26 protein-coding genes are annotated in these 23,136 nt (G+C 71.8%); 12 read left to right on the top strand and 14 right to left on the bottom strand.

What is annotated here, in order from left to right:
* Positions 1-345: 345 nt before the first annotated feature.
* The 3 genes from AC5WRL_RS07885 to mshD all read right to left on the bottom strand — a co-directional run bounded on the left by AC5WRL_RS07885 (position 346) and on the right by mshD (position 4,078).
* On the bottom strand, positions 346-792 hold the full coding sequence (locus AC5WRL_RS07885; RefSeq protein ID WP_496087625.1) for an NUDIX hydrolase: 447 nt from the start codon (positions 790-792) through the stop codon (positions 346-348).
* Positions 776-3,109: an RNA degradosome polyphosphate kinase gene (locus AC5WRL_RS07880; protein ID WP_496087624.1), complete on the bottom strand. Its 2,334-nt coding sequence runs from the start codon at positions 3,107-3,109 to the stop codon at positions 776-778. Before AC5WRL_RS07880 ends, AC5WRL_RS07885 begins: the two co-directional genes overlap by 17 nt.
* Before the next feature lie 72 nt (positions 3,110-3,181).
* Positions 3,182-4,078 carry a mycothiol synthase gene (mshD, locus tag AC5WRL_RS07875; protein ID WP_496087623.1) on the bottom strand — a complete coding sequence of 299 codons (897 nt, stop codon included), beginning with the start codon at positions 4,076-4,078 and terminating at the stop codon, positions 3,182-3,184.
* Between the two features lie 220 nt (positions 4,079-4,298).
* Between mshD and AC5WRL_RS07870 the strand changes: the two genes are divergently transcribed.
* Positions 4,299-6,146, top strand: coding sequence for a bifunctional metallophosphatase/5'-nucleotidase (locus AC5WRL_RS07870; protein WP_496087622.1), 1,848 nt, complete (start codon positions 4,299-4,301; stop codon positions 6,144-6,146).
* On the opposite strand, the gene AC5WRL_RS07865 is transcribed toward AC5WRL_RS07870, so the two are convergent.
* Both AC5WRL_RS07865 and AC5WRL_RS07860 read right to left on the bottom strand, forming a co-directional pair.
* Complete coding sequence (locus AC5WRL_RS07865; protein WP_496087993.1) at positions 6,136-6,840, bottom strand: 4'-phosphopantetheinyl transferase family protein; 705 nt, start codon at positions 6,838-6,840, stop codon at positions 6,136-6,138. The genes AC5WRL_RS07870 and AC5WRL_RS07865 overlap by 11 nt on opposite strands.
* Positions 6,841-6,845: 5 nt before the next feature.
* The gene (locus AC5WRL_RS07860; RefSeq protein WP_496087621.1) at positions 6,846-7,667 is read right to left on the bottom strand and encodes a metallophosphoesterase family protein; all 822 of its coding nucleotides are present in this window, start codon (positions 7,665-7,667) and stop codon (positions 6,846-6,848) included.
* Positions 7,668-7,738: 71 nt separating this feature from the next.
* Between AC5WRL_RS07860 and soxR the strand changes: the two genes are divergently transcribed.
* Positions 7,739-8,236, top strand: a complete 498-nt coding sequence (soxR, locus tag AC5WRL_RS07855; RefSeq protein ID WP_496087620.1) for a redox-sensitive transcriptional activator SoxR — start codon at positions 7,739-7,741, stop codon at positions 8,234-8,236.
* 9 nt (positions 8,237-8,245) lie between these two features.
* Here the strand turns inward: soxR and AC5WRL_RS07850 are convergent, their stop codons facing one another.
* From AC5WRL_RS07850 to AC5WRL_RS07825, 6 genes are all read right to left on the bottom strand, one after another.
* Positions 8,246-9,670: a HAMP domain-containing sensor histidine kinase gene (locus AC5WRL_RS07850; RefSeq protein WP_496087619.1), complete on the bottom strand. Its 1,425-nt coding sequence runs from the start codon at positions 9,668-9,670 to the stop codon at positions 8,246-8,248.
* Positions 9,667-10,413, bottom strand: a complete 747-nt coding sequence (locus AC5WRL_RS07845) for a response regulator transcription factor (protein WP_496087618.1) — start codon at positions 10,411-10,413, stop codon at positions 9,667-9,669. Before AC5WRL_RS07845 ends, AC5WRL_RS07850 begins: the two co-directional genes overlap by 4 nt.
* Before the next feature lie 16 nt (positions 10,414-10,429).
* A complete protein-coding gene (locus AC5WRL_RS07840; protein ID WP_496087617.1) occupies positions 10,430-11,443 on the bottom strand; it encodes a S1C family serine protease in 1,014 nt (337 codons plus the stop codon).
* A 64-nt stretch (positions 11,444-11,507) separates the two neighbouring features.
* Positions 11,508-12,095: a Uma2 family endonuclease gene (locus AC5WRL_RS07835; protein ID WP_496087616.1), complete on the bottom strand. Its 588-nt coding sequence runs from the start codon at positions 12,093-12,095 to the stop codon at positions 11,508-11,510.
* Between the two features lie 98 nt (positions 12,096-12,193).
* Positions 12,194-13,231, bottom strand: a complete 1,038-nt coding sequence (locus AC5WRL_RS07830; RefSeq protein WP_496087615.1) for a LacI family DNA-binding transcriptional regulator — start codon at positions 13,229-13,231, stop codon at positions 12,194-12,196.
* 64 nt (positions 13,232-13,295) lie between these two features.
* Positions 13,296-14,048 (bottom strand): response regulator transcription factor, encoded by a 753-nt coding sequence (locus AC5WRL_RS07825; protein ID WP_496087614.1) that lies wholly within the window; start codon positions 14,046-14,048, stop codon positions 13,296-13,298.
* A 224-nt stretch (positions 14,049-14,272) separates the two neighbouring features.
* Here AC5WRL_RS07825 and AC5WRL_RS07820 point away from each other — a divergent pair, with 224 nt between their 5' ends.
* From AC5WRL_RS07820 to AC5WRL_RS07785, 8 genes are all read left to right on the top strand, one after another.
* A complete protein-coding gene (locus AC5WRL_RS07820) occupies positions 14,273-14,539 on the top strand; it encodes a MoaD/ThiS family protein (protein ID WP_496087613.1) in 267 nt (88 codons plus the stop codon).
* A 44-nt stretch (positions 14,540-14,583) separates the two neighbouring features.
* Entirely contained in the window at positions 14,584-15,393 is an 810-nt protein-coding gene (locus AC5WRL_RS07815; protein ID WP_496087612.1) for a hypothetical protein, read from the top strand.
* 104 nt (positions 15,394-15,497) lie between these two features.
* Positions 15,498-16,220, top strand: coding sequence for an LmeA family phospholipid-binding protein (locus AC5WRL_RS07810; protein WP_496087611.1), 723 nt, complete (start codon positions 15,498-15,500; stop codon positions 16,218-16,220).
* A 91-nt stretch (positions 16,221-16,311) separates the two neighbouring features.
* On the top strand, positions 16,312-16,413 hold the full coding sequence (locus AC5WRL_RS07805) for a putative leader peptide (protein ID WP_496087610.1): 102 nt from the start codon (positions 16,312-16,314) through the stop codon (positions 16,411-16,413).
* A 147-nt stretch (positions 16,414-16,560) separates the two neighbouring features.
* Complete coding sequence (locus AC5WRL_RS07800) at positions 16,561-17,400, top strand: sulfurtransferase (protein WP_496087609.1); 840 nt, start codon at positions 16,561-16,563, stop codon at positions 17,398-17,400.
* A gap of 26 nt (positions 17,401-17,426) precedes the next feature.
* Entirely contained in the window at positions 17,427-17,714 is a 288-nt protein-coding gene (locus AC5WRL_RS07795; protein ID WP_496087608.1) for a DUF1416 domain-containing protein, read from the top strand.
* A 519-nt stretch (positions 17,715-18,233) separates the two neighbouring features.
* The gene (locus AC5WRL_RS07790; RefSeq protein WP_496087607.1) at positions 18,234-18,797 is read left to right on the top strand and encodes a heme-binding beta-barrel domain-containing protein; all 564 of its coding nucleotides are present in this window, start codon (positions 18,234-18,236) and stop codon (positions 18,795-18,797) included.
* 185 nt (positions 18,798-18,982) lie between these two features.
* On the top strand, positions 18,983-19,687 hold the full coding sequence (locus tag AC5WRL_RS07785; protein WP_496087606.1) for a hypothetical protein: 705 nt from the start codon (positions 18,983-18,985) through the stop codon (positions 19,685-19,687).
* Between the two features lie 10 nt (positions 19,688-19,697).
* Here AC5WRL_RS07785 and AC5WRL_RS07780 read toward each other — a convergent pair whose 3' ends face one another.
* Complete coding sequence (locus AC5WRL_RS07780) at positions 19,698-20,450, bottom strand: SDR family oxidoreductase (RefSeq protein WP_496087605.1); 753 nt, start codon at positions 20,448-20,450, stop codon at positions 19,698-19,700.
* A 171-nt stretch (positions 20,451-20,621) separates the two neighbouring features.
* On the opposite strand from AC5WRL_RS07780, the gene AC5WRL_RS07775 reads away from it, so the two are divergent.
* A complete protein-coding gene (locus AC5WRL_RS07775) occupies positions 20,622-21,092 on the top strand; it encodes a Fur family transcriptional regulator (protein WP_496087604.1) in 471 nt (156 codons plus the stop codon).
* A 9-nt stretch (positions 21,093-21,101) separates the two neighbouring features.
* On the top strand, positions 21,102-22,073 hold the full coding sequence (gene ygfZ, locus AC5WRL_RS07770; RefSeq protein WP_496087603.1) for a CAF17-like 4Fe-4S cluster assembly/insertion protein YgfZ: 972 nt from the start codon (positions 21,102-21,104) through the stop codon (positions 22,071-22,073).
* Positions 22,074-22,078: 5 nt separating this feature from the next.
* Here the strand turns inward: ygfZ and AC5WRL_RS07765 are convergent, their stop codons facing one another.
* Positions 22,079-22,708 carry a DUF4232 domain-containing protein gene (locus tag AC5WRL_RS07765; RefSeq protein WP_496087602.1) on the bottom strand — a complete coding sequence of 210 codons (630 nt, stop codon included), beginning with the start codon at positions 22,706-22,708 and terminating at the stop codon, positions 22,079-22,081.
* On the bottom strand, positions 22,708-23,133 hold the full coding sequence (gene dtd, locus AC5WRL_RS07760; protein WP_496087992.1) for a D-aminoacyl-tRNA deacylase: 426 nt from the start codon (positions 23,131-23,133) through the stop codon (positions 22,708-22,710). The genes AC5WRL_RS07765 and dtd overlap by 1 nt, the downstream gene beginning before the upstream one ends.
* Positions 23,134-23,136: the final 3 nt, after the last annotated feature.

Genomic DNA, 23,136 nt, shown 5'->3' with positions numbered 1-23,136 from the left:
CCGTGCCGGAAGCCATCCGCCCCGAACAGCCCTTCCCGGCGCGCCGGACGCACGGCCTCGCGCATCGCCCGGGGGCGTTCGGCGGGCATCATCCGTCGCCCGGCGCCGTGGTGGCCGCCCGCGTCGCGCCGGGTGCGCCACGCGCCACATCGTCCGGCCCGGGCAGCGGCGCGCCCGCGCCCGGAGGGTGCTGGTACGGTCCCGGCCCCATGTATCCCGCCCCCCTGGCTGGTCCGTGCTACCGGCGGCATGGTTCCACAGAACGGAGCGGCGGGGAAGACGTTCCGTGAGTGGCCCGCGCCGCAGCGTCATATGCCGGCGCCGCCGGGTCACCTGGTCGCCGGGTCACAGGGCGTCCAGCGCCGCCTCCAGCAGCGGGCGGTCCTGGGCGTGGGTCAGCTGGGTACGGGCCTGGTCCGGGGGCAGCCACAGCAGGCGGTCCACCTCGTCGTTCGGGGAGAACCGGCCGCCGACCGCCTCGCCCGTCCAGTACCGGACCTCCTTGGGCCGGCCGCGCACCACATAGCGCGCGGTGGGCAGCGGGGCGCCCAGCACGCAGATCATGCCGGTCTCCTCCAGCACCTCACGCAGCGCCGCGTCCTCCGGTTCCTCCCCCGGGTGCAGCTTGCCCTTGGGGTGCGACCAGTCGTCGTAGCGCGGGCGGTGTACGAGGGCGACCTCGACCTCGCCCGCCGGCCGGCCGGCCGCACCGGCCGCGTACCGCCACAGCACGCAGCCCGCCGCGCGCACCGTCTCCTCGCCCGCCCCCTCGGCCTCAGCTGTTCGTTCCACGGCGTCTCCTTCGTGCCTCGATCTGCATCTCCTGCACATTGCGCAGCGGCCGGCCGTCCGTGCCGGTCCAGTGCCGCGTCCACTTCCCGTCCGGGCCGAGCCACCAGGACGCGGTGGTGTCGGCGGTGCCGGTGGCCAGCAGCCGGGTCAGGGTCGAGCGGTGCGCCGGGTCGGTGACCCGCACCAGCACCTCGATGCGGCGGTCCAGGTTGCGGTGCATCAGGTCGGCGCTGCCCAGCCACACCTCGCTCTCGCCGCCCGCCGCGAACGCGTACACCCGCGAGTGCTCCAGGAAGCGGCCCAGCACGCTGCGCACCCGGATCGTCTCGGACAGGCCGGGCACCCCGGGGCGCAGGGCGCAGATGCCGCGCACCCAGATGTCGACCGGGACGCCCTCCTGCGAGGCGCGGTACAGGGCGTCGATGATCGCCTCGTCCACGATGGCGTTGGTCTTGATCCGGATGGAGGCCGGGCGGCCGGCCCGGTGGTGGGCTATCTCGCGGCCGATGCGGGCCAGCAGCCCGTCGCGCAGCGAGCGCGGGGCGACCAGCAGCCGGCGGTACGTCTCGCGGCGGGAGTAGCCGGAGAGCCGGTTGAAGAGGTCGGAGAGGTCGGCGCCGACCTCGGCGTCGGCGGTGAGCAGCCCCAGGTCCTCATAGAGCCGGGCGGTCTTGGGGTGGTAGTTGCCGGTGCCGACGTGGGCGTAGCGGCGCAGCGTCTCGCCCTCCTGGCGGACCACCAGGGACAGCTTGCAGTGCGTCTTCAGGCCGACCAGCCCGTACACGACGTGGCAGCCGGCCTCCTCCAGCTTGCGCGCCCATTTGATGTTGGCGTGCTCGTCGAAGCGGGCCTTGATCTCGACCAGCACCAGCACCTGCTTGCCGGATTCGGCGGCGTCGATGAGGGCGTCGACGATCGGGGAGTCGCCCGAGGTGCGGTAGAGGGTCTGCTTGATGGCGAGCACGTCCGGGTCGGCGGCGGCCTGTTCCAGGAACGCCTGGACGGAGGTGGAGAACGAGTCGTACGGGTGGTGCAGCAGCACGTCGCGTTCGCGCAGCACGCCGAAGATGTCGGGGGCGGACGCGGATTCCACCTCGGCGAGTTCGCGGTGGGTGCCGGCCACGAACTTGGGGTACTTCAGCTCGGGCCGCTCCAGGGAGGCGATGTCGCCGAGCCCGGTGAGGTCGAGCGGCCCGGGCAGGGTGTACACCTCCTCGTCGCGTATCTTCAGCTCGCGCACCAGCAGCCGCAGCACGCCGGGGTCGATGGACTCCTCGGCCTCCAGGCGCACCGGCGGGCCGAAGCGGCGGCGCAGGAGTTCCTTCTCCAGGGCCTGGAGGAGGTTCTCGGTGTCGTCCTCCTCGACCTCCAGGTCCTCGTTGCGGGTGACCCGGAAGACGTGGTGGGCGAGCACCTCCATGCCGGGGAAGAGGTCCTCCAGGTGGGCGGCGATGACGTCCTCGACGGGGACGAAGCGCTGCTTGGAGGCTTCGAGGAAACGATCCAGCAGCGGCGGGACCTTGACCCGGGCGAAGTGCTTGTGGCCGGTGGCCGGGTTGCGCACCTCGACCGCGAGGTTGAGGGACAGGCCCGAGATGTACGGGAACGGGTGCGCCGGGTCGACGGCGAGCGGGGTGAGGACGGGGAAGATCCGCTGCCGGAAGAGGGTGAACAGCTGGGTCTGTTCGGCCTCGGTGAGGTCGGGCCAGCGCAGCAGATGGATGCCTTCGGCGGCGAGCGCGGGGGCGACGGAGCGCTGGTAGCACTCGGCCTGCCGGGCCATGAGTTCGCGCGAGCGGCTCCAGATGTCCGCCAGCACCTCGCCGGGCAGCTGGCCGGTACGGGAGCGGGTGGCGACGCCGGTGGCGATCCGGCGCTTGAGGCCGGCGACGCGCACCATGAAGAACTCGTCGAGGTTGCTGGCGAAGATGCTCAGGAAGTTGGCGCGTTCCAGCAGCGGGGTGCCGGGGTCCTCGGCGAGTTCGAGGACGCGTTCGTTGAAGGCCAGCCAGCTGCGTTCGCGGTCCAGGAAGCGGTGCTCGGGCAGCGGGGCGGTCGCCGAGTCGGTCACGGTGGCGGGCGCGGCGGCCGGGGCCGCCGAGGCGCCCAGGACGGCGGGGGGCGGCAGCGTGTGGTCGGGTGCCGGCTGCGGGTGGGGCTCCGGTTCCGCTTCCGCTTCCGGTACGGGCTCGGGTCCGGGCCCCGGCTCGCTCTCCACCGCCGCCGCTGCCGCGGTCGCCGCCCTGGCCGCCGCCGCGGTCCCGGTCACGTCCGTGCCGACCCGTACGCCCCGTACTCCCCGCACATCCTGACTCATGCCCCCATTCTCCCGCCAAGAGTGCGAACAGAGCACGTCAGCGGCATGACCGGAAGGTAGCCGGGATGCGGATCAGGTTTCGGTGCGGTACATGAGGTCGGTCTCATGGGTCTGGAAGCCCAGGCCCTCGTACACCCGCAACGCCGCCGTGTTGTCGGCGTCGACGTACAGCATCGCGGTGGGCAGTGCCCGGTCGGCGGCCAGATAGCGCAGGCCGATCAGGGTGAGCGCCTTGCCCAGGCCGAGGTTCTGGGCGTCCGGGGCGACCCCGACGACGTACACCTCGCCCAGCGACTCGGCGCTGTGCACCTTCGTCCAGTGGAAGCCGAGCAGCCGGTCGCCGCGCACGGCCAGAAAGAACCCGGATGGGTCGAACCAGGGCTCTTTCTTCCGGGCGTCCAGGTCCACCTGGGTGAGGCCGCCCTGTTCGGGGTGGTGCGCGAAGGCCGCCGCGTTCAGCGCCAGCCAGGCGGCGTCGTCCTGTCCCGGCACGAAGCCGCGGACCGTCACCCCTTCGGGGAGTACCGGATCGACGTCGCGCAGTCCCCCCAGCGGGCGACGCAGTTGCCGCAGCTCGCGGAAGAGGGTCAGTCCGAGCACCTGCGCCAGATGCCGGGCGGCGGGGTGGCCGCCGTGTGCCCACAGCCGCAGCCGGTGCCCCGACTCGTCCAGCAGGGCCTCGCCGAGCAGCCGGCCGTGCCGCAGGCCGCGGTGGTCGGGGTGCACCACCAGCTCGCCGGAGGGGGCCTCCACCGGGTCGGTGCCGTCCAGTTGGGCGTAGCCGACGAGTTGGCCGTGGTGCCGCATGAGCAGGTGTTTCACCCCGGTGCGTTGGCCGCCGCGCAGCAGCAGCCTGCCCTGTTCTGACACGGCGCTCTGCCCGTCGGTACGGGCTGCCGCGTCGATCAGCCGCTCGGCTTCGCGCAGCTGGGGGCCCGTCACCTCATCGACCACGATGACGTCACTCATGACGAAGACTCTATGCCCATATCGCCCGAACCCTTCATCCGCTTGTTACCCGCGGCCCCCTGACACGCTACGCGCGTAGCCGTAGGCTGCCGTCGCACTGTCATGTCATCTCCCTGAAATATGTCCCCTTTTGTCCGAAGCGGCTGAACCGGGACCCCAACCGGTCGCCGCCCCCTCCTTCTTGCTTGTCCCCTGATTCCACGAGAGGCAATCTCCGCTGATGCGCAGCTCCGCAACCCGGCGTTCCCGCCGATTCAGACTGACGGCGGGGGCGATCACCCTCGCCGCCGCCGGCGCCCTCGCCATCGGGGTACCGGCCGCCCAGGCCGGTACCGGCAATGGAAACGGCAACGGCAACGGCCCCGCCAACAGCTCCAGCAATGGCAATGGCAATGGCAACGGCAAGGGCCCCGCCATCGACCTCCAGATCCTGGCGATCAACGACCTGCACGGCGCCCTCGAACCCCCGGACGGCTCCAACGGCGAGGTCACCCACCGCCACGAGGACGGCACCACCGAGCAGCTCAAGGCCGGCGGAGTCGAATACCTGGCCACCGCGCTGCGCGACGCCCGCAAGGGCAACCAGCGCTCGGTGACCGTCGCCGCCGGTGACCTCGTCGGCGCCACCCCGCTGCTGTCCGGCCTCTTCCACGACGAGCCCACCATCGAGGCCCTCAACAAGCTCGGCATGGACGTCGCCGGCGTCGGCAACCACGAGTTCGACGAGGGCTGGGAGGAGCTCAAGCGCCTCCAGGACGGCGGCTGCCACCCGGTGGACGGCTGTTACACCGAGGGCCGCACCTTCGAGGGCTCCGACTTCCCCTACCTCGCCGCCAACGTGGTCGACGAGAACACCGGCAAGCCGATCCTGGCCCCGTACAGCATCCAGAACGTCAAGGGCGTCAAGGTCGGGTTCATCGGCGTCACCCTGGAGGGGACCGCCAACATCGTCACCCAGGCCGGCATCGAGGGCCTGGAGTTCCTCGACGAGGCCGAGACCATCAACCGCTACACCGCCGAGCTGGAGTCCAAGGGCGTCAACGCGATCGTCGCGCTGATCCACGAGGGCGGCTACCCGGCCGACCCCGCCTACAACGCCGACTGTGACGCGGGCGCCGACGGCATCTCCGGCCCGATCGTGGAGATCGCGCAGCAGATCGACTCGAACGTCGACGCGCTGGTCACCGGTCACACCCACCAGCCGTACGTGTGCACCATCCCCGACCCGGACGGCAACCCCCGCCTGGTCACCTCCGCCGCCTCCAACGGCCGGCTGTTCACCGAGCTGAACATGAAGTACGACCCGCGCACCAAGGACATCGTGCGCACCTCCGTCGAGGGCACCAACCGGGTCGTCACCCGCGACCAGAAGCCGGCCCGCGACCTCACCCGGCTCATCAAGGACTGGAACGACCTGGCCGCCCCGGTCGCCAACGCCCCGATCGGCTACATCTCCGAGGACATCAAGGGCCGCGGCGCCGGCACCCTGGAGTTCCCGCTCGGCAACCTGATCGCCGACGCCCAGCTGGCGCACGCCGTCCAGCTGGAGGGCGCCGCCGATCTCGCCCTGATGAACCCCGGCGGGGTACGGGCCGACCTGGTCTACGCCGCCTCGGGCAAGGAGGGCGACGGCGTGGTGACGTACGGCGAGGGCTTCACCGTCCAGCCGTTCTCCAACACCGTCAACCTGCTGAGCGTCACCGGCGAGCAGCTGCTTCAGGTGCTGCGTGAGCAGGTCAGCGGCCCGAACGCCGCCGCGCCCAAGATCCTCCAGCCCTCCGAGGGGTTCAACTACACCCTGGACATGACCCGGTCCGGCGCCGACCGGATCGTGGCGGACTCGGTGCGGCTGAACGGCGAGCCGATCGACCCGTCCCGCACCTACCGGATCGCGGTCAACTCCTTCCTGGCGGGCGGCGGCGACGGCTTCCCGACCCTGGCGCAGGGCACCGAGCCGCGCGTCGGCAATGACGACATGAAGGTGCTCGCGGACTATCTGCTGGCCAACTCGTCGGCCCAGAGCCCGCTGGCGGCACCGGCGGCCAACCGGATCACCGTCATCCAGTAACGGCGATCCCATCGGCTGGTACGGGGCGCGGACGCGGCACGGCGATCGCCGTCAGCAGCAGCCCGTCCCGTACCAGCCACCGCCCGTGAAAGCGCGGCACGGTCACCCCGTCCACCACCGGCCCGGGCACCAGCAGTTCGGCGGTGAACGTCCCGGCGTCCGGATCGAACGCCACCCGCGCCTCCTCGAAGCCCAGCCAGCGGCCGGTCAGCGGGAACCACGCCTTGTAGACGCTCTCCTTCGCGCTGAACAGCAGCCGCTCCCAGCGCACCCGGGGATGCCCGGCCGCCAGCTTCGCCAGCGACTCGCGCTCCTGCGGCAGCGACACCAGCTCCAGCACCCCGCGGTCGCGCAGCGGCTCGTGCGGTTCGGCGTCCAGGCCGAGCGCGGCCAGCGCCCCGCCGGTACGGGCCACCGCCGCCGCCCGGTACCCGTCGCAGTGCGTCATCGAGCCCAGGAACCCCGGCGGCCACAGCGGCGCCCCGCGCTCCCCCGGCAGCAGCGGCACCCGTGGCCCTCCGATCCGCTCCAGGGCGGTACGGGCGCAGCCGCGCACCGTGGCGAACTCCCGGCGGCGCTTGTCCACCGCCCGCGCCACCACCGCCTCCTCGGCCGGAAACAGCTCCGGCGGCTGCGCCGGGTCCCCGAACGCCTCGACCGCGCTCACCGGCGGCGGCAGCAGTTCCCCGATCAGGCCGCTCACGCGCGGATCACCACCGGCCGGCCCGGCGTCCCGCCGCGCGGGCGCCACTCGCGGGGATAGCCCAGCGACACCTCGTGGTGCGGCACCCCCTCCCGGGTGATGCGGCGCGGGATGTGCAGATGCCCGTAGACGACGGCGGCGGCCCGGAACCGTACCGGCCAGTCATCGGTCGCCTCCGTCCCGCACCACAGCGCGAACTCGGGGTAGCGCAGCACCCGGGTGGGCTGCCGGATGAGCGGATGGTGGTTGATGAGCACGGTCGGCAGCCCGTCGGGCAGCGCCGCCAGCCGCTCCTCGGTGGACTCCAGCCGGGCCTGGCACCACGCCTGCCGGCTCGGATACGGGTCGGGGTGCAGCAGATACTCGTCCGTGCACACCACCCCGGCGGCCTCCGCCACCGCGAGCGCCTCGGCGGCGGTCCGGGTGCCGGCGGGCCGGAAGGTGTAGTCGTACAGCAGGAACAGCGGCGCGACGGCGACCGGCCCGCGCTCGCCCTGCCAGATGGCGTACGGGTCCTCGGGGGTGAGCACCCCCAGGCTCCGGCACAGCTCCACCAGCCGCTCGTACCGGCGCTCGCCGCGCAGTTGTACGGGGTCGGCGGCCGGCGTCCACAGCTCGTGGTTGCCGGGCGTCCACACCACCTGGGCGAAGCGGGACGCGAGCAGCGTCAGCGCCCACTCGATGTCCGAGAACGTCTCCCCCACGTCCCCGGCGACCAGCAGCCAGTCGTCGTCCGACTCGGGCCGCAGCTCCTCGGTGATCTTGCGATTCTCCTCATAGGCCACATGCAGATCGCTGATGGCCAGCAGTCTCCCCATGGGCACAGTCCTCCCCACCGGGAGCCACCGGCGAAACGCAAACCTCAATCAAGATTGAGCTATTGCGTACGATGGCGTACGTGCCTCCCACCATCACCAAAGAACTCACCATCGGGCAGCTCGCCGAACGCAGCGGAGTCGCCGCCTCCGCCCTGCGCTTCTACGAGGAGCAGCGCCTCATCACCAGCCGCCGCACCACCGGCAACCAGCGCCGCTACCACCGCGACACGCTGCGCCGGGTCGCGTTCATCAAGGTCTCGCAGAACGTCGGCATGCCCCTGACCGCGATCCGCGACGCCCTGCACGAACTGCCCGAGGGCCGCACCCCCACCAAGGAGGACTGGGCCAGGCTCTCCGAGTTCTGGCAGGCCGACCTCAACGCCCGGATCTGGCAGCTCACCCGGATCAGGGACGACCTGACCGACTGCATCGGCTGCGGCTGCCTCTCCCTGGACAGCTGCGCGCTGGCCAACCCGTACGACGTGTGCGGGCAGCGCGGCTCCGGGCCGGTGCGGCTGCTGGAGAACGCCCCACAGGGCGCCCCCGGCTGCGGCACCCGCTGCTCATAAGGACCGGACCTATAAGGAGGAAGGCGGCGGGGTCGGGGCACCGGGGAGGCGGAGCACCGCCTCCGTACCGCCGCCCGGGGGCGGTGCCGGGCGCAGCGCGATGTCGCCGCCGCACTCGCGCACCGTACGCGCCACGATCGACAGACCGAGCCCGGACCCCGGCAGGCCGCGCGCGCCCGGCGAACGCCAGAACCGCTCGAAGACATGCGGCAGCTCATCGGGCGGAATCCCGGGGCCGTGGTCGCGGATCCGCAGCAGCCCGCCGCGCAGCGACACCTCCACCACCTCGCCGTCGCCGCTGAACTTCACCGCGTTGTCGAGCAGATTGACCAGCGCCCGCTCCAGCGCGGACGGCTCGGCCCGGACGAACCACGGCTCCAGCTCCGCGTCGATCGCGAGACCGCGCGCCCGCCCGCGCAGCCGCACCCGGTCCACCGCCCGGCGCGCCACCTCGTGCAGCCCCACCACCTCAAGCCGGCCGCCCTGCCCGGCGGGCTTCTCGGGGCGGGACAGCTCCTGGAGGTCACCGATGAGCGCGGCCAGCTCGGTCAGCTGATCGGTCACCGACTCCAGCAGCCGCCGCCGGTCCTCGGGCGGCAGCGGGCGGCCGGTCTGCTCGCTGCGCACCAGCAGCTCGATGTTGGTGCGCAGCGAGGTCAGCGGGGTGCGCAGCTCGTGGCCCGCGTCGGCGATCAGCTGCTGCTGAAGCTCGCGGGAGGAGGCGAGGGCGGCCGTCATGGAGTTGAAGGCGGCCGACAGCCGGGCGATCTCGTCGTCGCCGGCCACCGGGATGCGGGTGGTGAGGTCCTCGGTACGGGCCACATGCTCGGCGGCGGCCGTCAGCCGGTCCACCGGCCGCAGCCCGGTCCTGGCCAGCACCACCCCGGCTCCGGCGGCGGTGACCGCACCGGCGGCGGCGACCAGCGAGAGCACGACGACGAGCGAGCGCAGCGGATCGGTGACCTCGTTGAGGGGGCGGGCCACGGAGATGGCGCCGTTGGTGCCGTCCAGTGGCCGGGTCAGTACCCGATAGGTGATCCCGTCCGAACCGGACGCGTTGTGGAAGGACTCGGGGGTGCGGCGCGCCGCGACTGCGGTGTCGGCCGGCGAGACCTTGAGGGTGGCCGCGCCGGAGATGATGCAGCTGGAGCCGTCCGGCACCACCACCTGGATGATGGCGTCGAACGGGACGGGGACGCCCGCCGGCACATCGGCGGCGTCCGCGTAGCACTGGCCGGTGTTCACCCGTTGGGCGATGTCTATCGGATTGGCACGGTTGTCGCGCAGGGCGTCGTCGATGGAGCGCATGAGCTGGTCGCGCACCAGGAACCACGACACGATCGCGCAGGCCGCCACCGCCACCGCGACGGCGGCGGCCGTCAGCAGGGCCAGCCGGGTGCGCAGCGACGGGCCGCGCGGCCGGCCGTTCCTCATGCGGCGTCCCGCAGGACGTATCCGACGCCGCGCACCGTGTGCACCAGGCGCGGCTCGCCGCCGGCCTCGGTCTTGCGGCGCAGATACATGATGTACACGTCGAGGGAGTTGGACGACGGCTCGTAGTCGAAGCCCCATACGGCGTGCAGGATCTGCTCGCGGGTGAGGACCTGGCGGGGGTGGGTGAGGAAGAGTTCCAGCAGGGTGTACTCGGTACGGGTCAGCTCCACGGACCGGTCCCCGCGCCGTACCTCCCGGGTGGTGGGGTCCATCCGCAGCTCGCCGAAGGTGAGCAGGCCGGCGTCCGGGGCGGGGGCGGCGCCGTGGCCGTCCCCGCCGGCGGTGCCCTGGCCGGCGCCGGTGCCGCCGTAGCCGCTGCGGCGCAGCAGGGCGCGCAGCCGGGCCAGCAGCTCATCGAGTTCGAAGGGCTTGACGAGGTAGTCGTCCGCCCCGGCGTCGAGGCCGCTGACCCGGTCGCCGATCGTGTCGCGGGCGGTCAGCATCAAGATGGGCACCCGGTCCCCGGCGGCGCGCAGCCGCCGGGCGGCCGTGAGCCCGTCCATGCGGGGCATGAGCACATCCAGGACGATGGCGTCCGGGTGATAGCGCTCGGCCGTGGCGAGGGCGTCCAGGCCGTCGACGGCGGTCTCGGTCGCGTACCCCTCGAAGGCGAGGGAGCGCTGCAAGGCATCCCGTACGGCCGGCTCGTCGTCGACGATCAGCACCCGCGAACCATCACTCATGTGCGTCAGTCTCGCATCAGACGTTGTTGGACGAACCGGAGCCGGAGCCGGAGCCGGAGCCGGACTCCAGCTGGCTGAGCACGCTCTTCACCGTGTTGACGGGGATGGCGAAGCCGAGCCCGGCGCTGCCGGAGTCGGCGGAGGCGCTGTACATGGCGGAGTTGATGCCGATGACCTCGCCGTTCATGTTGACGAGGGCACCGCCGGAGTTGCCGGGGTTGAGGGAGGCGTCGGTCTGGATCGCCTGGTAGGTGGTGGTCGTGTCGGTGCCGAGGTCGCCGTTGTAGCGCCCGCCGCCGAACTCGAAGGGCCACTGCTGTTGCTGCTGTTGCTGGGAGCTGTCGCCCGTGCTGACGGTGACGTCCCGGTTGAGCGCGGAGACGATTCCGCTGGTGACGGTGCCGGACAGCCCCTCGGGTGAGCCGATGGCGACCACCTGGTCACCCACGGCCACCGCGTCGGAGTCGCCGAGCTTGGCGGCGGTGAGCCCGGAGACGTTCTGGGCCTGGATGACGGCGAGATCGGTGTCCGGGTCGGTGCCGGTGACGGTCGCGGTGGCGGTGGAGCCGTCGCTGAAGGTGACCTGCACCTGGTCGGCGCCGGAGACCACGTGGTTGTTGGTGAGGATCTCCCCGTCGGAGGAGAGGATCACCCCGGAGCCGGTGGCGGTCCCGGTGGAGATCTCCACGACGGACGGTGACACGGCGGCGGCCACGGAGGCGACGGAGCCATCGGTGTGGACGGAGACATTGGTGCCGCTGACACTGGAGCCGGTCCCGGCGGCGACCGGCACCGCGTCCCCGAGCAGCGCGGCGGTCCCGCCCCCCACCCCGGCCGCGACGACGGCCACGGCGGCCAGCAGAGCGACGGTCCTCCCGGCCCGGCGGCGGCCCCCACGGTGCGAAGCCGGCGCAGCCGGCGAAGCACCCCCGTCAGCCGCACCGTCGGCCGCGCCGTCCGGCGCGCGATCGGGCTGCGGAGGGTACGAGTAGAACGGCTGATTCCCCTGATTCCCCTGGTTTTCGCTCATGCACCGAGACTGCGCCCGCAAGATGAGAAGAGCCTGAGAGCCGCCTCAGAGTTCCCCTGTGTTTTCAGCTGGGGAAGTCGCTGCTGTCCAGGGAGCAGTCGAACGGCTCGGGCAGGGGGATCGGATCGCCGAACTTACCGGTCCACAGCTCCTGGTACACGCTCTTCTGAGGCTCCCCGAACAGGATGATCACGGGCCCTCCCGACGCTACGCGATCCACCAGCAGATAGAGCGGGACACCGGCCCGGGCATACCCGGCGAGCTTCTGAACACGATCAGTGCTCGCGTTGCTTCGCGAGGTGACCTCCACCACCAGTGCGGCGTCTCCCGCCTGGGTTTCCTTCTGCCCGTCCAGCATCAGGGCTTCCGGCAGCACCACCAGGTCGGGCTGGAAGACGCCCGAGCGCAGCGGAATCCTCACATCGACGTTCTGGTACACATCCCAACCATCGGGAAGCACCGGAAACAGCCTCCGGTGCAGCTTGGTGACGATATAGGTGTGCGGCTTCGACGGTGCGGGCGACATGACGATGGACCCCTCGATGATCTCCGCCTTCCAGCCCGGGGGAACATCCATCGTTTCCCAGGTCCTGAGGAGTTCATCCCAGGTCTCTCCCCGCAGGTACGGGGGTTCAACGGCAGGCACACTCACAGCGGACTCCTTACATTGCCGGCACCAACTCCAGCATGCCCGGAGCACCCGAACCAGGTCCACCGACCCACTTCACCCGAACGTATGACCGTGGGCCATCAGGGTGACGGCAGTGGGGGTTCCGGGGCGCAGCCGCAGGAGTGGCGGATCTTCAGGGTCGACGCGAACTGACGGTGCCGCTCCAGCGCCGGGCCGTCCTGGTCGTTGATCGCCAGGTCCACCGCCGCCCGCGCCATGCCCACCCGGTCGGAGCCGACCGTGGTCAGCGGCGGGTCGGTCAGGGCCGCTTCCTTCACATCGTCGAAGCCGGCCACCGCCAGCTCGGCCGGCACCTCGATGCGCAGCTCCCGGGCCGCCCGCAGCACGCCGATCGCCTGGTCGTCGGTGGCGCACACCAGCGCGGGCGGGCGGTCGGGGCCCGACAGCAGGTCCAGGGCCACCCGGTAGGCGTCGTAGCGGTTGTACGGGGCCTGGAACAGCCGGCCCTCCGTCGACAGGCCCGCCTCGTCCATCGCCCGGCGCCAGCCGGTGACGTGGTCGGTGACCGGGTCGCCGGACTCCGGGGTGGACGCCACCCCGCCCAGGCAGGCCACGTACGGGTGCCCGTGGTCCAGCAGATGCCGGGTGAGCCGCTGGGCGCCGCCGATGTCGTCCAGCACCACCGTCACGTCGTCGATCGCGTCGGGCCGCCGGTGCAGCAGCACCACCCGCGCGTCCCAGGCGTCGATCTCGGCCGCCGCGTGCTCACTGGGACCGGAGCTGATGAGGATCAGCCCCGAGACCCGCATGCCCAGGAACGCCCGCAGATAGTGCACCTCGCGCTCGTCCAGATAGTCGGAGTTGCCGACCAGCACCATCTTTCCCCGCTCGGCCGCGGCCTGTTCCACCGCGTGGGCCATCTCCGCGAAGAACGCCTGCCGGGCGTCCGGCACGATCAGTCCTATGAGGTCGGTGCGTTGCGAGGCCATCGCCTGCGCCACCCGGTCCGGGCGGTACCCGAGCTCCTTGATCGCCGCGAGCACCCGCTCGCGCGTACCGGCCGCGACGGGGCGCGGTCCGTTGTTGATGACATAGCTCACGACCGCGGTCGACGTACCCGCCAGTCGCGCCACATCGTCCCGCGTCACCTTGGCCACCGGGGCAGTCTACGCGCGCAACCGCCCCCGGAACACAGGTCCCAGGGGCGGAAGATGATCCAACTCAGGCGCGCCGGGCGGCTTCCTTGATGAGCTGCTCGGCCTCGCGGGTCACCGCGCGCGCGTGCTCGTCGGCCGGCTTCTCCTTCTCCGGGACGACGAAGCGGTAACCGACGTTGCGCACCGTGCCGATGAGCGATTCGTGCTCGGGGCCGAGCTTGGCGCGCAGCCGCCGCACATGGACGTCCACGGTGCGGGTGCCGCCGAAGTAGTCGTAGCCCCACACCTCCTGGAGCAGCTGGGCGCGGGTGAAGACCCGGCCCGGGTGCTGTGCCAGGTACTTCAGCAGCTCGAACTCCTTGAAGGTGAGGTCCAGGACCCGGCCCTTGAGCTTGGCGCTGTAGGTGGCCTCGTCGACCGACAGGTCGCCGTTGCGGATCTCCATGGGGCTGTCGTCGCTGGTGAGCTGGCGGCGGCCGGTGGCCAGCCGCAGCCGGGCCTCGACCTCGGCCGGTCCCGCGGTGTCCAGCATCACGTCGTCCACGCCCCAGTCGGCGGTGACGGCGGCGAGCCCGCCCTCGGTGACGATGAGCAGCAGCGGGCAGCCGGGGCCGGTGGAGCGCAGCAGCTGGCACAGGGAGCGGACCTGGGGGAGATCCTTGCGGCCGTCCACGAGGATGACGTCGGCGGTCGGGGCGTCCACCAGGGCGGGGCCTTCGGCGGGGGCCACGCGTACGTTGTGCAGCAGCAGCTCAAGGGCGGGGAGTACTTGCGAGGACGGCTGGAGGGCGTTGGTCAGCAGAAGCAGGGAACTCATCGGGAGGCGTTCCTTCCTCGGTCCTGGCAGCGGGCTGGGCTGGGCTACGGACGATTCGAGCGGCTCTGCCCTGAAAGCACGAAAGGACCCGGGATGGCGTCATCGCCCGGATCCTTTACTTGCCGAGCAGCATAACCGAAACAGTTCATCTGGCGCAGGGGCCGTCTTAAGGAGCGGGACGGGCAGGCGCCATCATGGTGCGACAGCTACTCAGGAGGACGTTGATGGCGAGCGGCACCATCCGGTACTGGGCGGCGGCGAAGTCCGCGGCCGGTACGGCGGAGGAGAGGTACGAGGCCGCCACCCTGGCCGGGGCGCTGGCGGGGGCGCTGGCGCGGCACGCCGCCCGGCCGGAGTTCGCGCGGGTGCTGACCCGCTGCTCCTTCCTGGTGAACGGCGAGCAGGTGGGACGGCGCGCCCATGACAGCGTGGAGCTTCCGGAGGGCGGGACCGTCGAGGTGCTGCCGCCGTTCGCGGGGGGCGCCCAGTGAGCGACCCGCACCGGGCACCCGTCCATCCGTACGAAAATAGCGCCGTGAGTGAGATCTCTGACCCCACCCAAGCCCGTACCGCCGGCGCCGCGAGCGCGGCAAGCGCCTCGCACCGGGCCACCTCGCCGATCATCCCGCCCGGGATTCAGCCGGCCGTGCTGACCGCCGCGCTGGCGGCCCTGTTCGCCGTCACCGCCCCGCACGGGCAGTGGGCGCTGCTGGGGCCGGTCATCGTGCTCCAGGCGGTCACCGCCGCCGGCTGGTTCCGGCTGAACGGGATGTGGCCGGCCAGGCAGGGCATCCTGCTGGCGTTCGCGGGCGGCCTGGCGGCCGACGCCGCGCTGCTGGCCACCTCGCGCGAGCACGGCATCACGGCCATGACCGGCACACTGGGCGCCTGGTTCCTGCTGGTGGTGCTGCTTCAGCTGCGGCACCGCGGCGGCGGTGACGAGCGGCTGGACTCGCTGACCGCGACCGCCGCCTCCACCCTGCTGACGGTGGTGGCGGCCGGGCATCTGGCGGCGGTGGAGTTCTCCTCCACGGCGGTCGTGGTGGCCTCGGCGGCGGTCGCGGTGGCGGCGCTGGCGCGCGGGGTGGTGACGGCGGCGTTCGTGGCGCCGGTGTTCGCGTTCGCGCTGGCCACCGCGGCCGGGGCGGGCGCCGCGCAGCTGGCGGACCTCGATCTGTGGAAGGGCGCGGCGCTGGGCGCGGCGGCCGGGGCGTGCGCGCTGGCCGGGCTGCGGGTGGCCAGTTACGACTTCCCCTCCCGCTTCGTGCACTTCACCGCCGGGGTGGCACTGCCCCTGACGGCGGCGGCCCCGGCGGTGTACCCGCTGGCCAGGGCGTTGTTGTAACGGAGCTGCTGCAAGGCGCCGCCCGCGCCGCCGCGAAACGGAACCCCGGGTTACGCTCGCGGCAGACCGGACACCTCATGGGGGAAATCGTCCCAATGCGCGCCTTGCGAATATCTGTGATCCTGCTCGTCGTCCTCGGCGTGCTCTTCACCGTGGCCGACCGGCTCGCGGTGTCCTACGCCGAGGACGAGGTCGCGTCCCGGGCCCAGAGCTCGCTGGGCCTGGCCGAGACCCCGGACGTCTCGATCACGGGCTTCCCCTTCCTGACCCAGATCCTCGGCAAGAACCTCAGCCGGGTCGATGTCGGGGTCAGCTCCTATCCGGCCCAGGTGGACGGCACCGCCATCACCGTGGAGCAGCTGGACATCGAGCTGCGCGATCTCAAGCTGGGCTCCAACTTCTCGACCGCCACCGCGCGGCGCGCGGACGGCTCCGGCCTGATCACGTACGCGGAGCTGACCCGCGCGTACGGCGAGCTGCTCGGCTCGGACAGTACGGGCCTGGGGGTCTCCTTCGGGCCGGCCGAGGACGGGCGGCTGCTGATCACGCTCCAGGCGTCCGTCATGGGGCAGCGCATCAATGTCGGCGACGTGCCGGGGGACATCACCCTGGACGGGAACCGGGTGCGGGTCGATGTCGACAAGAGCGCCCTGCCGGACCTGCCGGGCCCGGTCAAGGAGCAGGTGGAGGCGCTGATCGACGAGCAGGCGGGGGTGGAGCGCTCCATCACCGGGCTGCCCGACGGACTCAGCCTCGACTCGGTGACCCCGGGCCAGGACGGCCTGGAGCTGGCCGTCAGCGGCGACCAGCTGCGGCTGGTCGGCTGACCCGACGGGTACGCCCATATAGCGGACATCACCGTCTCAGCATCCGGAAGCCCCGTGACAGGGCGGGGGCCGTATCCGTACGATCACGGACATGATGCGTCAGGCTGCGGGCACCCCCACCGGGGGACTCACCAAGCGGCGGGCAGTGGACCTCTGCCGCGTCGCCGCCATGCTCTGTCGCCGCGCCGGCTGACAGCCGCGCCTTCCCCGTACCGCCCCGCACCCCCTCCGTACCGCCGCACCCGGCGCGCTTCCGGCGCGCCCGGCCGCGCGGGTACGCGTCCGGTCGCGGTTTCCGGTACGACTCCCCCCTGCTCACCACAGCCGAAGGAGAACGAGCATGAGCCGCAGTGACGTCCTGGTGGACGCCGACTGGGTCCAGCAGCACATCGACGACGCCGGCGTCGTGATCGTCGAGGTGGACGAGGACACCTCCGCCTACGAGAAGAACCACATCAAGAACGCCATCCGGATCGACTGGAAGCAGGAGCTCCAGGACCCGGTGCGGCGCGACTTCGTCGACCGGGCCGGCTTCGAGAAGCTGCTGTCCGCCAAGGGCATCGGCAACGACGACACCGTGGTGCTGTACGGCGGCAACAACAACTGGTTCGCGGCGTACGCGTACTGGTACTTCAAGCTGTACGGCCACGGCGACGTCAAGCTGCTGGACGGCGGTCGCAAGAAGTGGGAGCTGGACTCCCGCGACCTGGTGGCCGAGGTGCCGGTGCGCGAGGCCACCGAGTACCGGGCGCAGGAGCAGGACCTGTCCATCCGCGCCTTCCGCGACGAGGTCGTGGCGGCGATCGGCGCCCAGAACCTGGTGGACGTGCGCTCCCCCGACGAGTTCAGCGGCAAGCTGCTGGCGCCGGCCCACCTGCCGCAGGAGCAGTCGCAGGTGGCCGGGCACGTACCGTCCGCCCGCAACATCCCGTGGTCGAAGTCCGCGAACGACGACGGCACGTTCCGTTCCGACGAGGAACTGACGGAGCTGTACGAGGGCGAGGGCGTCGACCTGGCCAAGGACACCATCGCGTACTGCCGCATCGGTGAGCGCTCCGCGCACACCTGGTTCGTGCTGCACGAGCTGCTGGGCCAGCAGAACGTCAAGAACTACGACGGCTCGTGGACCGAGTACGGCTCCCTGGTGGGCGTCCCGGTCGAGACCGGCCCCGCGAAGTAACAGGTCACAAGAGGAGAACGAAGAACATGTGCGGAGCGAAGTCCGGCGGCCCCGACGCCGCCGCCACGGCGGGCCAGACAACCATCCAGGGGGTGGTCACCCGTGACGGGGTCCCGGTGAGCGGGTACGTCCGACTGCTGGACGGCACCGGCGAGTTCACGGCGGAGGTGCCGACGTCGGCCACCGGCCAGTTCCGCTTCTTCGCGGCCGAGGGCACCTGGACCGTACGCGCGCTGGTCCCCGGCGCGAGTGCGGACCGTACCGTGGTGCTGGCCGAGCGCGGCGCCCTGGCCGAGGTCGCCATCGCCCTGTGACACGGGCGGTACATGCAAAGACCGCGCCCCTGACGGTTGTCGCCGGAGGGGGCGCGGTCTTCGGGTATCAGGGGGTTCGGATTCCTTGGACTCCGGTGTCGATGTCGTTTTCAAGATCAGCGGCAGGGTCGGTCAGCTCACCGTCCCGCAGTTACCACAGACCCAGTCGCCCGCGGGTCCCTGGTGCATATTGCCGCCACAATTCGGACAATTCATGATCACATCCTCTCCACGTCGTTAGACGCACGAGCCGCCGAACCCGTTCAGTCCGACGTGATCACAAAACGGTCAATGGGCCCGGCACACCGCGAAGCAAGCCGCCGGACCGGCTGGCCTACCTCACTCGGCTTCCCCTCCCAGGGGCCAGCTAGACTCGGCAGAGCACCGTATTTTTCCCGCCGACGCACTAGGAGCCCCCGTGCTTGAGGCATTCTTCATCACCCTGATGGTTCTGGTCGGCGTCGGTACCGCGGCGTTCACCGGCCTGGTCGTGAAGAAGCTCTACCAGGGCCAGCGCTGATGATCGAGATCCCCTCGGACCTGCACCCCGATCTGGTCCCGCTGGTCTTCCTGCTCGGCGACTGGACCGGCGCGGGCGTGGCCGAATTCCCCGGCGAGGAGCCCACCAACTTCGGCCAGGAAGTCACCTTCTCGCACGACGGCCGGGACTTCCTGGAGTACGCCTCGCACACCTGGCAGCTCGACGAGCAGGGCGAGAAGGTCCGCCCGCTGGAGTCCGAGCACGGCTTCTGGCGGGTGACCGGCGACCGCAAGGTCGAGGCGGTCCTGATCCGCCAGGACGGCACCGCCGAGGTCTGGTACGGCGAGCTGGCGGACGGCAAGCCGCGCATCGACCTGGCGACCGACGCGATCGCGCGTACCGCCTCCGCGGGCCCGTACACGGCCGGCAAGCGGCTCTACGGCTACGTCAACAGCGATCTGATGTGGGTCGGCGAGAAGGCCACCCCCGAGGTGCCGCTGCGCCCGTACATGTCGGCGCATCTGAAGAAGGTCGTGGACCCGCGCACCTGGGCCAAGGACCTCAAGGACCTCCCGGACGACGGCATCGCCTTCTTCCGCTGACCACACCCTCGGGCCGGGGCCCGGCCCCGGGCCCGGACAGCCCAATGCCCCCGGCCGCTCGCGCGGCACCGGGGGCACACAGGTAAAGCCTTGCCTCGGGCGGCATGTCAGTCAGAGGCGGACCCGAGGCTCACCCCTCGAACGTACCACGGGGGGCGGGGCCCGACCAGGAGACCTGAACAGCGATGACCCAGGACCCGCCCGGGCCACCCGGGCCACCCGGGCCACCCGCCTGGATGACACAGGCGTTCTCGCGGCCCCGGCTGGCCGGCTATCTGAGGGCCACCGACGGTGACCCGGAGCAGGCCGAGCGCCTGTACTGGTGGAACGTCGAAGCGTCCGCCGCGCTGTACGGGCCGCTGCACTGCGTGGAGATATCGTTACGCAACGCACTGCACCAGGAACTGCGGAGCACGTACGGACGGCCCGACTGGTGGCAGGTCGCACCGCTGAACGACGGCGGACGCCGGCTCACCCGCGAGGCCGGCCGCAAGGGCCGGCGGCGCGGCCCCGGGCCCGTCCCGCCGGACCATGTGGTCGCCGAGCTGAACTTCGGCTTCTGGGTCTCGCTGCTCAGCAAGGGCGGCAAGGGCGGCCAGTACGACCGGCTGCTGTGGGTGCCGACACTGCGCAAGGCGTTCCCGCACTACGCGGGGCGCCGCGACGAACTGCACGGCACACTCGACGCGCTGCGGCTGCTGCGCAACCGGGTGATGCACCACGAGCCGATACACCACCGCGATCTCGCCCACGACCACCGGATGATCTACCGCGTACTGGGCTGGATCAGCGCGGAAGCGGCCAAGGAGATACAGCCCCTGGACCGCTTCCCCGCCATCCTGACCCACCGCACCCCCACCTGCGCGGGCACCCGCGACCCCCGTTTCTGACCCGGTGCGGTCAGAGCGTGCGCAGGGCGCCGCCGTCGACCGGGATGACCGATCCGGTGAGGTAGGAGGCCGCCGGGGAGAGCGCGAAGGCCGCGACCCGGCCGAACTCGGCGGGGTCGCCGTAGCGGCCCAGCGGAATGCCGGCCAGCGCCGCCGCGCGCCCGTCCGGGAACGCCGCGTCCAGCTGCGTCATCCGGTCGGTGGCGATCCGGCCCGGCAGCAGCCCGAGGACCCGCACCCCGCGCGGCCCGAACTCGTCCGCCATGTCCTTGGCGACCATCGCCAGCCCCGGCCGCAGCCCGTTGGAGATGCCCAGGCCGCCGATCGGCGAGCGCACCGAGGTGGACAGCACCAGCCCGATCGCGCCCTCACCGGTCAGCGCGCCGGCGAACGTACGGGCCCCGCGCACCGAGCCGAGGAAGACCGACTCGAAGGCGGTACGCCACTGCTCGTCCGTGGCCGAGGCCGCGGTGCCGGGGGGCGGGCCGCCGACCGAGATCAGGGCGCCGTCGAGCCGCCCGTACCGCTCCAGCGCCGCCGCGACCAGCCGCTCGGCGGCGTCGGCGTCGGCGAGATCGGCGGCCAGCCCACTGGCCCGCTCCGGCGCGGCCAGCCGCGCCACCGCCGCCTCCACGTTCGCCGCGTCCCGCGACGCCAGCACCACCCTGGCGCCGTCCGCGACCAGCGCGGCGGCCGTGGCGTACCCCAGGCCCTTGCTGCCTCCGGTGACGACATAGACGCGATCCGTCAGTCCCAGATCCATCGCGGTGATTCCTCCCAAGAACCATGAGCCTTATGCCGGTTTGACACGCCCTGCGGCAGGGTGGTCACCGCCTCCCCGCACGGGGGCCCGCCGATCCCCTCCGGCCCGCCTCCGTGCGGAGGCGCTAACGCGCGACCCTACGCCCCCGCCGATTCCTCTTACACTGGCCTCGTGGTGAGCACCGACTGGCAGACCTCGCTCCGCGATCGTGGATACCGGCTGACGCCGCAGCGCCAGCTGGTGCTGGAGGCGGTGGACAAACTGGAGCACTCCACCCCCGAGGACATCCTCACCGAGGTGCGGCGCACGGCCGGCGGGGTCAACATCTCCACGGTCTACCGCACGCTGGAGCTCCTGGAGGAGCTGGGTCTGGTCTCCCACGCGCACCTGGGGCACGGGGCGCCCACGTACCACCTGGCGGAGCGGCACCACCATCTGCATCTGATGTGCCGGGACTGCGGCACCGTACTGGAGGCCGATCTGGAGGTGGCCGAGCCGTTCGCGGCGCAGCTGCGCGAGGGGTTCGGCTTCGAGACCGATCTGCGGCACTTCGCGATCTTCGGCCGCTGCGCGCCGTGCGCGGCCCGGAGGGCGGCGGGCCCGGACGCCCCGGACGGCCCGGACGGTTCCGCCGCGCCGTAGGCTGGCGGCATGTCGTACGCCAGCCCTTTGCTGTCCCTGCCCGGCGCGGTCGCGGCGGACGCCCCCGATGCCGGGGTCGCCGCGCACTACGGTGATCTCTTCCGTGAGCAACGGGCGCTGGACCGCGGCCAGGGGTTCGTGGATCTGTCGCACCGCGAGGTGATCGCGGTCACCGGCGCGGACCGGCTGGGCTGGCTGCATCTGCTGCTGACCCAGCATGTGTCCGAGCTGCCGGCCGGGCAGGCCACGGAGGCGCTGATCCTGTCCGCGAAGGGGCACATCGAGCACGCCCTGTATCTGGTGGACGACGGCTCCACGACGTGGCTGCACACCGAGCCGGGCAGCCGGGCGGCGCTGATCGGCTATCTGGAGTCGATGAAGTTCTTCTACCGGGCGGAAGTCGCCGACCGCACCGATGAGTTCGCGGTGGTGTTCCTGCCGGCGGGTTCGATCGCCGAGGTCCCGGCGCCGTGGGTGGTGCGCGAGACGCCGTACGGGCGGGATGTGTTCGTACCGCGCGGCGATCTCGACCGGTTCGCGGCGGACGCGGGCCCGGCGGCCGGGGTGCTGGCGTACGAGGCGCTGCGGGTGGCCGGGCACCGGCCACGGCTGGGCCGGGAGACGGATCACCGGACGATCCCGCACGAGCTGGGCTGGCTGGACAGCGCGGTGCATCTGCACAAGGGCTGCTACCGGGGCCAGGAGACGGTGGCCCGGGTGCAGAACCTGGGCAGGCCGCCGCGCCGGCTGGTGTTCCTGCACCTGGACGGCAGCGAGGTGAAGATCCCCGAGCACGGCGCCCCGGTACGACTGGCGGCGGACGGCGCGGAGGGCCGGCAGCTGGGCTTCGTCACCACCTCGGCCCGGCACCACGAGCTGGGCCCGATCGCGCTGGCCCTGGTGAAGCGCAACGTCCCGGCGGACGCGCCCCTGCTGGCCGGGGACACCCCGGCGGCGCAGGAGACGATCGTCGAGCCGTAGTTCGCTCAGGGCTGGGGTGCTTCCGGTTCGGGCTCCCGCCAGGGGCTGATGCCCAGGCGGCCGGTGGTGCCGAGGTCCACGCTGTGGGTGAGGGCGATGCGCTGGGCGGCGGTGCGGTCGTCGGGGCTGATGGTGAGACGTTCGCCGTTGGCGACGGTCCGGGTCAGGTCGTCGACGGTGTTGCGCCAGACCAGCCCGGAGATGGCGTACTCGCCGGGCTGGAGCGTGATCGGCTGCGGGGTTTCGTCGAAGTCGGGGACCCCGGTGGTGATGCCGCCGCTGCCGTGGAAGGTCTTGACGGCGTACGGGTCGCCGTCCTCGTCCAGCACCTGCACGGTGGGGTAGCCGTGCACGTCGTACGGTTCGGTGCCGCAGTTGGTCAGCCGCAGGCCCATGGTCCGCAGGCCCATCGCCGCGTCCCCGGAGTCCTCGGTGATCCGGACGCCGGACTCGGGGCACTCGGGGCGCTCGGGTTCCGGGAGCGGGGGCCGGGGTGGGGCCGCGGCGTCGCCGTCCACCGGTTCCGGCGCGGGGGCGGGGGTGGCCGGCTCGGTGCCGCAGCCGGCCAGCAGCAGCACGGCGAGCACGGGGACCGCGAGGCGTATCGGGTGGACCGGGTGGATCGGGTGGCGCATCAGACCTCCAGCAGAACCGTGAACGGTCCGTCATTCGTGAGATCGACCCGCATTTTCGCGCCGAACTGGCCCGTCTCGACGTGCGCTCCCAGCGCGCGCAGATGAGCGCACAACCCCTCGACAAGTGGCTCCGCCACCTCCCCCGGGGCGGCGGCGTTCCACGTGGGCCGTCTGCCCTTCCGAGCGTCACCGTAGAGTGTGAATTGCGAAACAATCAACAACGGAGCGCCCACATCCGAACAGGACTTCTCACCATCCAGCACACGGAGCGTCCACAGCTTGTTGGCGAGCCGCGCCGCGTGGGCGTCGGTGTCCTCGTGGGTGGCGCCCACCAGCACACACAGTCCTTGGCCAACGATTTCGCCGACCGTCTCGCCGTCCACGGTGACGCGCGCCCCGTCGACCCTCTGCACCACTGCTCGCATGAC

It is taken from the genome of Streptomyces sp. NTD107 (genome assembly GCF_059510435.1).
This window is presented reverse-complemented; position numbering and strand designations above follow the sequence as displayed.

Coding starts and splice junctions, on each gene's coding strand:
- AC5WRL_RS07880 (WP_496087624.1), bottom strand. CDS start 3,109: ATGAGTCAGGATGTGCGGGGAGTACGGGGCGTACGGGTCGGCACGGAC.
- mshD (WP_496087623.1), bottom strand. CDS start 4,078: ATGAGTGACGTCATCGTGGTCGATGAGGTGACGGGCCCCCAGCTGCGC.
- AC5WRL_RS07870 (WP_496087622.1), top strand. CDS start 4,299: ATGCGCAGCTCCGCAACCCGGCGTTCCCGCCGATTCAGACTGACGGCG.
- AC5WRL_RS07860 (WP_496087621.1), bottom strand. CDS start 7,667: ATGGGGAGACTGCTGGCCATCAGCGATCTGCATGTGGCCTATGAGGAG.
- soxR (WP_496087620.1), top strand. CDS start 7,739: ATGGCGTACGTGCCTCCCACCATCACCAAAGAACTCACCATCGGGCAG.
- AC5WRL_RS07850 (WP_496087619.1), bottom strand. CDS start 9,670: ATGAGGAACGGCCGGCCGCGCGGCCCGTCGCTGCGCACCCGGCTGGCC.
- AC5WRL_RS07845 (WP_496087618.1), bottom strand. CDS start 10,413: ATGAGTGATGGTTCGCGGGTGCTGATCGTCGACGACGAGCCGGCCGTA.
- AC5WRL_RS07840 (WP_496087617.1), bottom strand. CDS start 11,443: ATGAGCGAAAACCAGGGGAATCAGGGGAATCAGCCGTTCTACTCGTAC.
- AC5WRL_RS07825 (WP_496087614.1), bottom strand. CDS start 14,048: ATGAGTTCCCTGCTTCTGCTGACCAACGCCCTCCAGCCGTCCTCGCAA.
- AC5WRL_RS07820 (WP_496087613.1), top strand. CDS start 14,273: ATGGCGAGCGGCACCATCCGGTACTGGGCGGCGGCGAAGTCCGCGGCC.
- AC5WRL_RS07805 (WP_496087610.1), top strand. CDS start 16,312: ATGATGCGTCAGGCTGCGGGCACCCCCACCGGGGGACTCACCAAGCGG.
- AC5WRL_RS07800 (WP_496087609.1), top strand. CDS start 16,561: ATGAGCCGCAGTGACGTCCTGGTGGACGCCGACTGGGTCCAGCAGCAC.
- AC5WRL_RS07795 (WP_496087608.1), top strand. CDS start 17,427: ATGTGCGGAGCGAAGTCCGGCGGCCCCGACGCCGCCGCCACGGCGGGC.
- AC5WRL_RS07790 (WP_496087607.1), top strand. CDS start 18,234: ATGATCGAGATCCCCTCGGACCTGCACCCCGATCTGGTCCCGCTGGTC.
- AC5WRL_RS07785 (WP_496087606.1), top strand. CDS start 18,983: ATGACCCAGGACCCGCCCGGGCCACCCGGGCCACCCGGGCCACCCGCC.
- AC5WRL_RS07780 (WP_496087605.1), bottom strand. CDS start 20,450: ATGGATCTGGGACTGACGGATCGCGTCTATGTCGTCACCGGAGGCAGC.
- ygfZ (WP_496087603.1), top strand. CDS start 21,102: ATGTCGTACGCCAGCCCTTTGCTGTCCCTGCCCGGCGCGGTCGCGGCG.
- AC5WRL_RS07765 (WP_496087602.1), bottom strand. CDS start 22,708: ATGCGCCACCCGATCCACCCGGTCCACCCGATACGCCTCGCGGTCCCC.
- dtd (WP_496087992.1), bottom strand. CDS start 23,133: ATGCGAGCAGTGGTGCAGAGGGTCGACGGGGCGCGCGTCACCGTGGAC.